The organism is Streptomyces sp. ISL-87 (assembly GCF_018614095.1).
Lineage (GTDB): Bacteria > Actinomycetota > Actinomycetes > Streptomycetales > Streptomycetaceae > Streptomyces.
This window is the reverse complement of the sequence record NZ_JAGGOY010000074.1, coordinates 21,819-34,597: the sequence shown is the minus strand read 5'-3', so window position 1 is coordinate 34,597 and position 12,779 is coordinate 21,819. Positions and strand designations below refer to the sequence as shown.

The 12,779-nt window shown below is 72.3% G+C and carries 11 protein-coding genes; 5 read left to right on the top strand and 6 right to left on the bottom strand.

Features of this window, described 5'->3' with window-relative positions:
* Positions 1–125: 125 nt before the first annotated feature.
* On the bottom strand, positions 126–1,025 hold the full coding sequence (locus tag J7I97_RS26345; protein WP_214939238.1) for an alpha/beta fold hydrolase: 900 nt from the start codon (positions 1,023–1,025) through the stop codon (positions 126–128).
* Positions 1,026–1,131: 106 nt separating this feature from the next.
* On the opposite strand from J7I97_RS26345, the gene paaK reads away from it, so the two are divergent.
* Positions 1,132–2,442: a phenylacetate--CoA ligase PaaK gene (paaK, locus tag J7I97_RS26340; RefSeq protein WP_214939236.1), complete on the top strand. Its 1,311-nt coding sequence runs from the start codon at positions 1,132–1,134 to the stop codon at positions 2,440–2,442.
* Positions 2,443–2,454: 12 nt separating this feature from the next.
* Here paaK and J7I97_RS26335 read toward each other — a convergent pair whose 3' ends face one another.
* From J7I97_RS26335 to J7I97_RS26325, 3 genes are all read right to left on the bottom strand, one after another.
* Positions 2,455–2,958: an FBP domain-containing protein gene (locus J7I97_RS26335; protein ID WP_214939233.1), complete on the bottom strand. Its 504-nt coding sequence runs from the start codon at positions 2,956–2,958 to the stop codon at positions 2,455–2,457.
* Between the two features lie 283 nt (positions 2,959–3,241).
* On the bottom strand, positions 3,242–4,009 hold the full coding sequence (locus J7I97_RS26330; protein ID WP_251059187.1) for a phytanoyl-CoA dioxygenase family protein: 768 nt from the start codon (positions 4,007–4,009) through the stop codon (positions 3,242–3,244).
* Between the two features lie 122 nt (positions 4,010–4,131).
* The gene (locus J7I97_RS26325; RefSeq protein WP_214939230.1) at positions 4,132–5,055 is read right to left on the bottom strand and encodes a LysR family transcriptional regulator; all 924 of its coding nucleotides are present in this window, start codon (positions 5,053–5,055) and stop codon (positions 4,132–4,134) included.
* Between the two features lie 140 nt (positions 5,056–5,195).
* Here J7I97_RS26325 and J7I97_RS26320 point away from each other — a divergent pair, with 140 nt between their 5' ends.
* The 3 genes from J7I97_RS26320 (at position 5,196) to J7I97_RS26310 (ending at position 7,173) form a co-directional block, all read left to right on the top strand.
* The gene (locus tag J7I97_RS26320) at positions 5,196–5,945 is read left to right on the top strand and encodes an SDR family NAD(P)-dependent oxidoreductase (protein WP_214939227.1); all 750 of its coding nucleotides are present in this window, start codon (positions 5,196–5,198) and stop codon (positions 5,943–5,945) included.
* A gap of 48 nt (positions 5,946–5,993) precedes the next feature.
* Positions 5,994–6,197, top strand: a complete 204-nt coding sequence (locus tag J7I97_RS26315; RefSeq protein WP_214939224.1) for a 4-oxalocrotonate tautomerase family protein — start codon at positions 5,994–5,996, stop codon at positions 6,195–6,197.
* A 145-nt stretch (positions 6,198–6,342) separates the two neighbouring features.
* Positions 6,343–7,173, top strand: coding sequence for a YhjD/YihY/BrkB family envelope integrity protein (locus J7I97_RS26310; protein ID WP_214939221.1), 831 nt, complete (start codon positions 6,343–6,345; stop codon positions 7,171–7,173).
* Positions 7,174–7,279: 106 nt separating this feature from the next.
* Here the strand turns inward: J7I97_RS26310 and J7I97_RS26305 are convergent, their stop codons facing one another.
* Positions 7,280–8,782 carry a fatty acyl-CoA synthetase gene (locus J7I97_RS26305; RefSeq protein WP_214939218.1) on the bottom strand — a complete coding sequence of 501 codons (1,503 nt, stop codon included), beginning with the start codon at positions 8,780–8,782 and terminating at the stop codon, positions 7,280–7,282.
* A gap of 158 nt (positions 8,783–8,940) precedes the next feature.
* On the opposite strand from J7I97_RS26305, the gene J7I97_RS26300 reads away from it, so the two are divergent.
* Positions 8,941–11,358 carry a penicillin acylase family protein gene (locus J7I97_RS26300; RefSeq protein WP_251059186.1) on the top strand — a complete coding sequence of 806 codons (2,418 nt, stop codon included), beginning with the start codon at positions 8,941–8,943 and terminating at the stop codon, positions 11,356–11,358.
* Between the two features lie 101 nt (positions 11,359–11,459).
* Here J7I97_RS26300 and J7I97_RS26295 read toward each other — a convergent pair whose 3' ends face one another.
* Positions 11,460–12,602 (bottom strand): calcium:proton antiporter, encoded by a 1,143-nt coding sequence (locus J7I97_RS26295; RefSeq protein ID WP_214939211.1) that lies wholly within the window; start codon positions 12,600–12,602, stop codon positions 11,460–11,462.
* Positions 12,603–12,779: the final 177 nt, after the last annotated feature.

The following is a 12,779-nucleotide window of genomic DNA, read 5'->3' as shown; positions in this document are numbered from 1 at the left end:
AATTGCCCCCAAGGTCGTAAGACAGTTCGGCCGCGCCTCCCGAGCCGGGGGGCGCTCGCTTCGGGCGAGCGCCCCCGGCCCGCCCCGGCCCGCCCCGGCCCGCCCCCGTCTAAGGGGCGCCCCGCTTAGGCGCCAGTGGCCAGGAACCGCTCCAGCCGGGCCGCGAACCAGGCCGCATCGTCCAGCCAGGGGAAGTGCCCCGCGCCCGGCTGGACGTCGACCGCTCCGCGCGGGAAGAGCTCGGCGATCCGGGCGGCGAGGGCCGGATCGGGGTTGCCGTCCACTTCTCCGGCCAGCACCAGCACCTCACTGGTGACCCGGCGGAGCGCGGCCCGGGTGGCGGGCGGGTCGAAGGCGCCGGGGCCGCCGTACGCGGCGGCCGCCTTCGCGTTCCGCTCGCCGGTGCTCGCCGCCACGTGGGCGCGGGCCGCCTCGTCCCAGCGCCCGTACGCGAGGGGCATGGCCGCGATCCGGTCGGCCTCGTCGGGGATGCCGCCGCCACCCGCCAGGAGCCGCTCGTAGGCCGCGATTGCCGTGTCGTACGGCTCGCTGCCCGCCCGCCGCCGGGCCCCCTCCAGCTGCTGCTCCGGGCTGGGCGCGAGGTCCACGGCCCAGGCCGTGGGGGTGACCAGGGCCAGCCGGCGCACCCGCTGCGGGTACGCCACCAGGTAGAGCATCGCGAGGTTGCCGGACGCCGAGTGAGCCAGCAGATCCATGCGCTCCAGGCCGAGGTGGACCCGTAGCGCCTCCACATCCGCGACCTGGTGGTCCACGCGGTACGTGGACTCGTCCTGCGGGAACGCGGAGTGTCCGGTGCCGCGCGAATCGAGCAGGACCAGCCGTCGCGTGGCGGCCAGCCCGCCGAGGTCGCCGAGGTACGCGGAGGCCCGCATGGCGCCGCCGGGCAGGCAGATCAGCGGCTCCCCCTCGCCCTGGACGTGGCAGGCGAGTTCGGTTCCGTCGTAAGTGGTGAAGCTGAAGGTGGTGAAGGCGGAGGCGGAGGCGGAGGCGCTGAAGATCGACATGCCCGCCATCCAACCAGCCGATCACCCGTTCGAGTCATTGATTTAGCCGCTGAGGTGCGGCAATCTACCGAATGATCGGTCGGGCGACTCACAGCGAGGTGACGGCATGACGGCGTACGCGGATCTCCACGATGAAAGCGAGCGGCTGAGCCGCGACGAGCTGGCCGCGCTCCAGCTGACGCGGCTGCGCGCGACCCTGCACCACGCCTATGACCGGGTGCCCTTCTACCGGCAGGCCTTCGACAAGGCGGGGGTGCACCCGGACGACTGCCGCTCCCTGGCCGATCTGTTCCTGTTCCCGTTCACCACCAAGGCCGACCTGCGCGACCAGTACCCCTTCGGCATGTTCGCCGTGCCCCGCTCCGAGGTTCGCCGGATACACGCCTCCAGCGGCACCACTGGACGGCCCACCGTCGTGGGCTACACCGACGGGGACCTGTCCACCTGGGCTGACGTCGTCGCCCGGTCCATACGGGCGGCGGGCGGCAGACCCGGCCAGGTGGTGCACATCGCGTACGGGTACGGCCTGTTCACCGGCGGCCTCGGCGCGCACTACGGAGCCGAGCGGCTGGGCTGTACGGTCGTCCCCGCCTCCGGCGGTATGACCGACCGGCAGGTCCGGCTGATCCAGGACTTCCGGCCCGAGGTCATCATGGTGACCCCGTCCTACATGCTCACCCTGCTGGACGAGATGGAGCGCCAGGGCATAGACCCCCGCTCCACCTCCCTCCGAACGGGGATCTTCGGCGCGGAGCCTTGGACCGAGGAGATGCGCCGCGAGATCGAGGAGCGGCTGGGTATCGACGCGGTGGACATATACGGCCTGTCCGAGGTGATCGGCCCGGGCGTGGCGCAGGAATTCGCCTCGACCAAGGACGGCCTGCACATCTGGGAGGACCACTTCTACCCCGAGGTGGTGGATCCGCTGACCGGCGCGGTCCTGCCGGAGGGCGAGCCCGGGGAGCTGGTGTTCACCTCGCTGACCAAGGAGGCCATGCCGGTCATCCGCTACCGCACTCGGGACCTGACCAGGCTGCTGCCCGGCACCGCTCGCCCGGCCTTCCGGCGGATGGAGAAGGTGACGGGCCGCAGCGACGACATGATCATCCTGCGCGGGGTGAATCTGTACCCGACCCAGATCGAGGAGATCCTGCTGCGGACGGCCTCACTGGCCCCGCACTTCCAGCTGCGGCTGACCCGGGAGGGGCGGATGGACACCCTGACGGTACGGGTCGAGGCACGCCGGGAAGCGGATCCCGCCCAGCGGGAGGCCGCGGCCGCCGCCGTGGTCCGGGCCGTCAAGGAGGGCATCGGCGTCTCCGTCGGGGTCGAGGTGGTCGACCCCGAGACCCTGGAGCGATCGGTGGGCAAGATCAAGCGGCTGATGGACCTCCGGGAGATACCCCAGGCCGGCTGAAGCGCGGCTGCGTCAGCCGGCGACCCTGGCGGCGAAGGCGTCGAGGTTGGCGCGGGCCCGGGCGATCTTCTCGTCCAGGGTCAGCGTCTCCTCGTGGCGGCCGCCCCTCAGCTTCGGCTGCCGCTTGCCCCGGATGTAGAGGGAGCAGGCGATGTCGGCGCAGATGTAGGTCCCCACGGTGTTGCCCTCCCGGCCGCGGGCCCCGGCGAGGGGGGCGACGAGAAGGGCGACGCCTGAGGCTGCGTGGCCGGTCAGGCAGATCTGGCAGATGCTGGACTTCAGGGCGCTGGTGCGGTTGGCGCCGGGGACACGCAGGGTGATGCCGACAGGGGAACCGTCTGTGCCCGGGCTCACTATGTGAGCGCGCAGAGGGGCGCCCGGGTCCACCCAGCCGAGGAAGTCAAGCTGCTCCCAAGGCAGTTCGGCGAAGTCCAGCGGCAGCTTCAGCCGGGCCACTTCACCCTTCGTGCAGTTCACGAACGACGAACGGATCTGTTTCTCGGTCAGCGGTTCCATGTGGGTGCACGATACGTGGGCATACGGAGTGCGGTCATCCGATATTTCCCAGGCGCTTGTCGAGCAGCCGACCACGTGCGAAGCCAGATGACCAGGGCGGCAGCGGTGACGATGACGATGACGAGGAAGACAGCTTGCTGATGGCACCGTGGAGTCCACCGCCAAGTTCCCGTCGCTCTCACGCGCCGCGCCGGCCGCGGCCAGGACCTCCAACGGGAGCACATGATCGACCGGACACTCCCCAGGGCACTGCATGGTTCCCACCTGCGGAACGTTTGCGCCCTCAGCTACGGCGCAAGCCGGCCAGCACGGCCCGTTCGACGGGCGACGGCGCCGGGCCGTCCAGGTCGAGCAGGCCGGTCGGCTCCAGCGGCGGCTGGGCGAGGAACCGCGGTGTGCTCCCGCCGTGCCGCTGGGCGGCGTGGATCAGGAAGGGGTGGCAGAGGAACACGTCCCCGGCCTCCCCGGCGGCGGCCACCTCGCGGCGGCCCGCCGAGGCCGGAACGGCCTCCGCGCACAACGGGAACCACGCCCGCCCCTCCTCGCCCGCGTCGGCAAGCAGCGGCGGCAGATCCAGGTGCGAGCCGACCCGGATGCGGGTCGGCGCATCGTCCGGGCCGACGTCGGTGAAGAGGAACAGCATCAGCAGCGAGCGTCCGCGCGAACGCAGGTTTACCCGGTACTCCCCCGTCTCCGCGGTCCAGCCCGCGTCGAGGTACCAGCCGTCGTCACCGGGATCCTTCTCGCTCGGAAAGCGGAGCGGGAAGGTGCCCAGCCCGAGCGGAGCACGCCAGCGCCCCGCTCCCACCAACTGGTCGTAGGCCTCGTGCAGCGCCGGGGTGTTGGCCGCCTCGCGGAACGCCGGAGTGGCCATGCCGCCAATCCGCACGACCGGCTCGGTCCAGCTCCCGGGGTCATCGGGGGAGCAGCCACTCGCCTCCCACAACTGCGCGCGGCAATCCTCCACCGTGACGCTGGGGACGGCCCCCGGGACGCGGACGAAACCGTCCGCGACGAAGGACTCAATCTCGGCGTCGGTCAGCATCGGCATCCCCCCACGGGCGCGGCTCGGCGGCTGTCCGGGCAGCCTCACCGAGCGGCGGCGCCACGGCAACTCAGTTTCCGTACGACAGGCGGCCGATCGCGAAAGTCGCCGGCGATCGACCGGACCTCCTAGGCCGCGGCCAGGGGGTTCTGCGCTGGGCGGCCGAGGCGGGCTACCAGTTCCTCGACGAAGGCGTCCAGGTGGGGTGGCCGGGGGCCGGGGCGGGTGGCGCAGAACCAGGTGCGCGCGAGGGGCTTGGCACCGATCCGGACCAGCACGAGCCCGTGGGAGGCCACGTAGGGCGCCGCGACCCAGTTCGGCAGGACGGTGACGCCCTGGCCGCCCGCCGCCATCTCAATCACCAGGTCGGTGACCAGGGGCATGGTGGTGATCCGGCCGGGGCGTGCCTGCGCGGGGATCGGCAGCGGGTAGGAGGGGATCCGGTTCTGGTCGTAGACGTCATACAGGACCAGGTCCACCCCGTCGAAGTCCCTGGCGGTCACATGCTTGCGCGAAGCCCAGGCGTGCCCGGCCGGCACCACGGCCACCATCTCGTCCTCGAACAGCGGGATCAGCTCCACCCGGTCCATCTGCACGTCCGGCTTGGTGACCAGGGCGACATCGACGAGGTCGGCGAGCAGCGCCGGGATCGGCGCGTCGTCGGCGACCGCCTCGATCCGCACCTCGGCGTCCGGCTCCCGCTCCCGGAACGCGCGCAATACCGGCGGCAGCCACTGGAAGGTGGTGCTGCACTGCGCGGTGAAGCGCACCCGGCGGTCCCGGCCGTCGCGCATCTCCCGCAGATCGCGGGTGGCCGACTCCAGTTCACCCAGGATGTGGTGTGAGGCGACCAGCATCCTGCGGCCTGCCGCGTTCGGTACCAGGCGGCGGCCCACCCGGTCGAACAGCTGCATCCCCAGCCGGTCCTCCAGCCGGGTCAGCCGCTGGCTGAGGGCGGGCTGGCTCACGAAGAGCCGCTCGGCTGCCGCGGTGAGCGAGCCGGCGTCGGCGGTCGCGGTCAGGAGTTCCAGGTCACGCAGATCCACATCCATAACGCTGGATTATTACATGCTTCAAATTCCGTCGTGGTGTTATGAGTTCGCCGCTCATACATTTCTGGTGTCACCTCGTCGGACCGACCGACCGGGACGAGGTGCCACCGAACCGAGCAGCCCCGAAAGGCAGTTGAACCATGTCCGAGACCAGCACCAGCACCCGCACCGCAGTAGTCACCGGCTCCTCCAGCGGCATCGGCCTGGACATCGCCCGCGCCTTCCTCGCCGCCGGAGCCAATGTCGTCCTCAACGGCCGCGACGCCGACCGCCTCGCCAAGGCCGCCGCCGGCCTCGGCCACCCGGAGCGCACCGCCTGGGTCGCGGGCACCATCGCCGACCGCGCGACCGGCGAGACCCTCGTCCGTACCGCCCTCGACCGGTTCGGCGGGTTGGACGTCCTCGTCAACAACGCCGGCACCTTCGCCCCCCGCCCCTTCACGGACGTCACGGAGGAGGAGCTGGACGGTTTCCTCACCCACAACCTCAAGGGCACCTACCTCACCACGCAGGCCTTCGTGCGGGCCGTGCGCGAGCAGGGGCGCGGCGGCAGCATCGTCAACATCGGCACCGTCCTGGTGGACCACGGCCTGGCGGGCTACCCGGCCTCCGCGCCGGTGGTGAGCAAGGCCGGCGTGCACGGGCTGACCACGAGCCTGGCCGCCGAGCTCGCGGCCGACGGCATCCGCGTCAACCTCGTGGCGCCGGGCATCATCCGCACGCCGCTGCACGCGGGCGCCGACGTGGACTCCTTCGGCGGCCTCGCCCTGCTCGACCGGGTCGGCGAGGTCTCCGAGATCTCCGAAGCCGTCCTCTACCTCGCGGACGCCGAGTTCGTCACCGGCCACGCCCTGCGCGTGGACGGCGGCCATGTCACCGGCCGCGCCTGACCACCCGCCGGATCCGATCCGCCGCCACGAGAGGACTCGCCGCACACCATGCCGTACGTCAATGTGAAGATCACCCGCGAAGGCGCCACCGCCGCCCAGAAGGCCGAGATCATCGCCGGAGTCACGGACCTCCTCGTCCGGGTCCTCGACAAGAACCCGGCCACCACCTTCGTCCTCATCGACGAGGTCGCCCTGGAGGACTGGGGTGTGGGCGGCGTACCGACCGAGGAGTACCGCCGCACCCCGCGCTGACGGAACGTGGCCAGGCGGAGCGCCGGGCATGTCGTCCGCGCGGACGTGTGGAACCACCCCTTCGGGCCTCGTGAAACCACCCCTTCGGGCCCACTTCCCGGGGTCCGCCGGGGCACGCGGCGCGCTCCCGGGTAGGCCACTCTGCGTGACCTCGAAGCCCCGGACGCTGCACGACCGGCTCCAGGCCTCCCTCGCCGGGCTGGCCTGGAGCCGGGGGCGTGAGATGGAGCTGATGCACCGGGCCATGGGCTTCGCCGCCCTCGGGTTCCTGACGCTGGTGCCGCTGCTGGTGGTCGTGGCCGCCGCCGCCCCCGGCAGCGGCTCGGGCTTCGGCCGCTGGCTCGGCCAGGCCCTCGGGGTGACGGAGGCCTCGCGGGCCCGGGTCGAGATGCTGTTCAGCGCGGCGGACCTGGCGCTGGAGCGGACCACCGCCTTCGGTCTCGCCGCCCTCGCGGTGTTCGGCCTGACCTTCGGCTCGGCGGTGCAGACCGGGTACGAGAAGGTGTGGGACCTGCCGACCGCCCGCTGGCACACCATGTGGCGGCACGTCGTCTGGCTCGCCCTGCTCGTCTGCTACCTCGCCCTGCTCGTCGAGATCCCCTCCCCGGCCGACGACGCGCTCGGCACCTCCCTCGGCACCACCGGCGACCTCCTCGGCACCTGCCTGTTCTTCTGGGGGTCCCAGCGCCTGCTTCTCGGGGGCCGGGTCCGCTGGCGGGCCCTGCTCCCGGGGGCGGTCGCGACCAGCGTGGGCCTGCTCGGCCTGCGGGTCTTCTCCCAGCTGGTGTTCTCCCCGCTGATCGCCTCCAACGCCGTGACGTACGGCCCCTTCGGAACCCTGCTGGTCGTCCAGTCCTGGCTCGTCGGCGTCGGGTTCGTCGTCTACGGCGGAGCGCTCGTCGGCCGCCTCCTCCACGAACGCCTCACCCTGCGCCGGTTCCGCCATTCCGGTCTGCTGCCCGAGGAGCAGCCGTAGCGCACCGGCCGTCCCATGACCGGCCACAGGAGCCGCAGCGCGCCGAGCGTAGGCGGTCGCGGCTCGACGGCACGCGAATACGGCCCGCCGGCGACGCGACGGCCGGTCAGTCGGGCCGGCTGAACCGGTCCCGCAGCTCCCGCTTGAGGATCTTGCCGCTGGCGTTGCGCGGCAGGGCGTCCACGAAGATCACCCGCTTCGGGGCCTTGAAGTGGGCCAGCCTCTCCCTGGCGTACGCCATCAGCTCCGCCTCCGTCACCTCGCCGCGGGGCACCACCACCGCCGTGACGGCCTCGATCCACCGCGGGTCGGGCAGGCCCACCACCGCCGCCTCGGCCACCCCCGGATGGGTGTACAGGGCGTCCTCCACCTGCCGGGAGGCGACCAGGACCCCGCCCGAGTTGATGACGTCCTTCACCCGGTCCACGACCGTGAAGTAGCCCTCCGAGTCCCGCACCGCGAGGTCACCGGACCGGAACCAGCCGTCCCGGAAGGCCTTCTTGGTCGCCTCCGGATCGTTCCAGTAGCCCAGGCACAGCTGGGGCGAGCGGTACACCACCTCGCCGGGCGTACCGTCCGGGACGTCCCGCCCGTCCTCGTCGACGACCTTCGCCTCGACATGGCGCACCGGCAGCCCGCAGGAGTCCATCCGCCCCTCGTGCTCGTGCGGCCCGAGCACCGTGGCCAGCGGCCCGATCTCGCTCTGGCCGAAGCAGTTGTAGAAGCCCAGCCCGGGCAGCCGCTCCCGCAGCCGCTCCAGGACCGGCACCGGCATGACCGAGGCCCCGTAGTACGCCTTGCGCAGCCCGCCCAGCTCCCGCCGGACGAAATCGGGGTGGTTGGCCAGCCCGATCCACACCGTCGGCGGGGCGAACAGGCTGTCCGCCCGCCCGGCCTCCACCAGGTCGAAGATCTCCTCGGCGACCGGCGCGTCCAGGATGGTGTTCTCGGCGCCCACGGCCAGGTACGGCAGCAGGAACACGTGCATCTGCGCCGAGTGGTACAGCGGCAGCGAGTGCACCGGCCGGTCCCCCTCGGCCAGGTCCAGCGCCGTGATGGCGCTCTCGTACTCGTGGCACAGCGCCTCGTGGGTCATCATCGCGCCCTTGGGCACGGCGGTGGTGCCGGAGGTGTAGAGCAGCTGCACCACGCCGTACGCATCGCGGTCAGGTGCGAAGTCCAGCGGCTCGTCGAGCTCCGCCAGGAAGGAGCCGGGCGCGTCGCGCAGCGGCCGTACGGGGTATCCGTCGGGGATCCGGGCGGCCAGGTCCGGATCGGCGAGGACGAGCGAGCTCGTGCAGTTGTCCAGGATGTACGCGAGGTCCTCGCCGGTGAGGTTCTGGTTGACCGGGACGTGCGTGAGCCCCGCCCGGGCGCAGGCGAGGAAGGCGAGGAGATAGGCGTCGGAGTTGTGGGCGAAGGTGGCGACCCGGTCGCCGTCCGCCAGCCCGTACCGCTCCCGCAGGACGGCGGCGGCGGTGGTGACGGCCGCGTCGAGCTCCTCGTACGTCCATGTCCGCTCCCGGTAGCGGACCGCCACCCGGCCGGGGACCCGCCGTGCACTGTCCCGTACCAGTCCGTCGACCGTGTTCTGCCGCACTGCCGTCATGGCGTGATCCTCGTCCCCTCGTACGCCCAAGGTCAATAACCGGGATACCAAACGGGATGTTGACAGACCATCAGCGCGCCTGCATGAGTGTGGGGGCACCGAAGCACCGCCTGTTTCACGGGCAACCTTGCCCATCCGCAGGCTACTTGGGAGGTCTGTTGCATTTCCGCACCCGCCCGCTTCTCCGTCGTGTCGCCCTCACGGGCGCCGCGCTGCTCGCCGCAACGGCCGCCTCGGCCGACGCCGCGGACCGCGGCCCGTCCGGCGGTGGGCTGTCCGCCGTCATCCGGTACACCGAGAACGGCATCCCGCACATACTGGCCCAGGACTACGCACACCTCGGATTCGGCACCGGCTGGGCCCAGGCGGCCGACCAGGTCTGTGTCCTCGCCGACGGGTTCGTGACCGTGGCCGGGGAGCGTTCGCGCTGGTTCGGCCCCGACGCGGCGCCCGACGGCTCGCTGTCCTCGGCCGCCAAGAACCTCTCCAGCGACCTGTACTTCAAGGGGATACGCGAGTCCGGCACCATCGAGAAGCTCCTGGCCACTCCCGCCCCGGCCGGGCCCAGCAAGAACCTCAAGGAGCTGATGCGGGGCTGGGCCGCCGGGTACAACGCCTGGCTGGCCCAGAACAAGATCACCGACCCGGCCTGCAAGGGCGCCGGCTGGGTGCATCCCGTCGGCACCACCGATGTGGCGGCGCGCGGCTTCGCCGTCTCCGTCCTCGGCGGGCAGGGACGCGGCATCGACGGGATCACCGCGGCGCAGCCGCCGGGCACGGCCACCACTCTTACAGCCTCAACCGCCGAGGTCGATCCGGCCGCCGCCGCCCGCGCCGCGCAGGAGTTCTTCGACACCACCCGCTACGACATGGGTTCCAACGCGGTGGCCTTCGCCGGTTCCACCACCGCGTCCGGCAGCGGCCTGCTCCTCGGGAACCCGCATTACCCCTGGCAGGGCGGGCGCCGGTTCTGGCAGTCGCAGCAGACCATACCCGGGGAGCTGAACGTCTCGGGCGGCTCCCTGCTGGGGACGGCGGTGGTGAACATCGGCTTCAACGAGAAGGTGGCCTGGAGTCACACGGTCGCCACCGGCACCCCCGTCAACCTGCACCAGCTGACCCTGGACCCGGCCGACCCGACCGCCTATCTGGTGGACGGCAGATCCGAGAGGATGACGGCGCGGAAGGTCAGCGTCCAGGTGGCAGGCGCCGATCCGGTCTCCCGCACCCAGTGGTGGACCCGCTACGGGCCCGTCGTCTCCAACCTGGGCCCGGGCCTCCCGCTGCCCTGGACGGCGACGACCGCGTACGCGCTGAACGACCCCAACGCGCTGAACCTGCGCGGCACCGACACCGCGCTCGCCATGGGCAAGGCCCGCTCGGTCGCCGGGATCCAGGACGCCCTGCGGCGGACCCAGGGCCTGCCCTGGGTCAACACCGTCGCCGCCGACTCCGCGGGCGGCACCCTGTTCACCCAGTCCCAGGTGCTCCCCCGGATCACCGACGAGCTCGCCGCCCGCTGTTCCACCCCGCTCGGGCAGGCCACGTACCCTGCCTCGGGGCTCGCGGTGCTCGACGGCGCGCGCGGTGACTGCGCGCTCGGCTCGGACCCCGACGCGGTGCAGCCGGGCGTGTTCGGCCCGGGGAAGGCGCCGACGCTGCGCGACGCCCCGTACGCGGAGAACTCCAACGACAGTGCCTGGCTGGCCAACGCGGATCGGCCGCTGACCGGGTACGAGCGCATCTGGGGCAATGTCGCCACCCCGCGTTCGCTGCGCACGCGCGGCGCGGTCGAGGACGTGTCGGCGATGGCCGCGCAGGGCCGGCTGACGGTCGCCGACCTGCAGGGGCAGCAGTACGCGAACCGGGTCCCGGCCGGCGATCTCGCGGCGGCCGACGCGGCGAAGGCCTGCGCGGCCCTGCCGGGCGGCACGGGGACCGGGAGCGACGGCGCCACCGTGGACGTATCGGCGGCCTGCGGTGTGCTGGCCGCCTGGGACCGTACGGCGGACAGCTCCAGCCGTGGCGCGCTGCTCTTCGACCGGTTCTGGCGGAAGCTGACGGCGGGCACGCCGGCCAAGGACCTGTGGCTGGTGCCGTTCTCCCCGGCCGATCCGGTACGCACTCCCCGGACGCTCAACCAGGCGGCGCCCGGCATCGGGCGGGCGCTCGCGGACGCGGTTGCCGAGCTGAAGGCGGCCGGGATCGCCCTGGACGCCCCGCTCGGCGAGCACCAGTTCGTGGTGCGCGGCGGCGAGAAGCTGCCGGTGGGCGGCGGCACCGAGGCACTCGGCGTCTGGAACAAGATCGAGGCGCCGTGGAACGCGGCGGCCGGCGGCTACCCGGAGGTCGTCCACGGCTCCAGCCACATCCAGGCGGTCGGCTGGGACGGCAGCCGCTGCCCGGTGGCGCGCACGCTGCTGACGTACAGCCAGTCGGCGAACCCCAACTCGCCGTACTACGCCGACCAGACCCGGCTGTTCTCCGAGGAGCACTGGGTGACGTCGCGGTTCTGTGAGCGGGACATCCTCACGTCGCCGAAGCTGAAGGTCATCCGGCCGCGCGAGCGTCGCTGACCCGGTCCGGCGCGGTCCCGGCGCGGTCCCGGCGCGGTCCCGCGGTCGGGGACCGCGCCGGTGCGCCCTCGGTCTCCCGGACGGCACGGGACCCGTAGGAGCTACGGGCTCACCGCGAGGAACAGGTACGCGGCCAGCAGGACGACGTGGACTCCGCCCTGGAGCAGGGTGGCGCGGCCCGGGACGATGGTGAGGGCGCTGATCACGATGGTGAGGGCGAGCAGCACCATCTGGACCGGCCCGAGGCCGAGCAGCAGTGGGCCGGAGAGCCAGACCGAGGCCAGTGCGATGGCCGGGATGGTCAGGCCGATGCTGGCGATGGCGGAGCCGTAGGCCAGGTTGAGACTGGTCTGGACGCGGTCGCGGCGGGCGGCGCGGGCGGCGGCCAGGGTCTCGGGGGCCAGGACGAGCAGGGCGATGATCACACCGACCACGGCGTGTGGCAGGCCCGCGTTGGCGACGCCCGTCTCGATCGTCGGGGAGACGGCCTTGGCGTCACCGACGACGCCGACGAGAGCGACCAGCAGCAGGCCGAGGCTGATCAGGGCGGCCAGGGAGGTGGGCGGCTCGGCGTGGGGGGCGTCGTCCTCGCCGGCGGCCGCGCCGGCCGCCGCCTTCGCCGCCTCCTCGCGGTGGCGTGCGGTGTCCACGGGCAGGAAGTAGTCCCGGTGACGGACCGTCTGGACGGCGATGAACAGCCCGTAGAGGGCGAGTGAGGCACCGGCGGCGAAGGCGAGCTGAGCGGTGGAGAACTCCGGGCCGGGCTTCGAGGTCGTGAACGTGGGCAGCACCAGGCTGAGCACCGCGAGGGTGGCGACGGTGGCGAGGGCCGCGCCGGAGCCTTCGGCGTGGAAGACCGCGACCCGGTTGCGCAGGGCGCCGACGAGCAGGGACAGACCGACGATGCCGTTGCAGGTGATCATCACGGCGGCGAAGACGGTGTCGCGGGCGAGCGAGGAGGTCTTGTCCCCGCCGTCGGCCATCAGGGTGACGATGAGGGCCACTTCGATGACGGTCACGGCGACGGCGAGGACGAGCGAGCCGAAGGGTTCGCCGACCCGGTGCGCGACGACCTCGGCATGGTGGACGGCCGCCAGCACCGCGCCCGCGAGGCACAGGGCGACCAGGGCCACGGCGAGCGGGGGCAGATCGCGGCCCCAGCTGAAGGCGAGCGCGACGACCGCCACCACGGGGACCACGACGGTCCAGTCGGTCAGGGGGGTTCTGTGCCATGCCGTACTCATATCGGCCAACTTGCCAGAACTGCCCCTCTGGTGGGACGCAAGGGGCTTCCCCGGGGCTCTGACGTGGCATTTCCCACCACAGCCCCGGGCGTGGCGGGTCCGGGGGCGTGCCCCTGGAGCGGGCGTCCGGCCCTGCCCGTACTGGCGGCCGGGCAGGACCGATCCGCGAACCCCGTA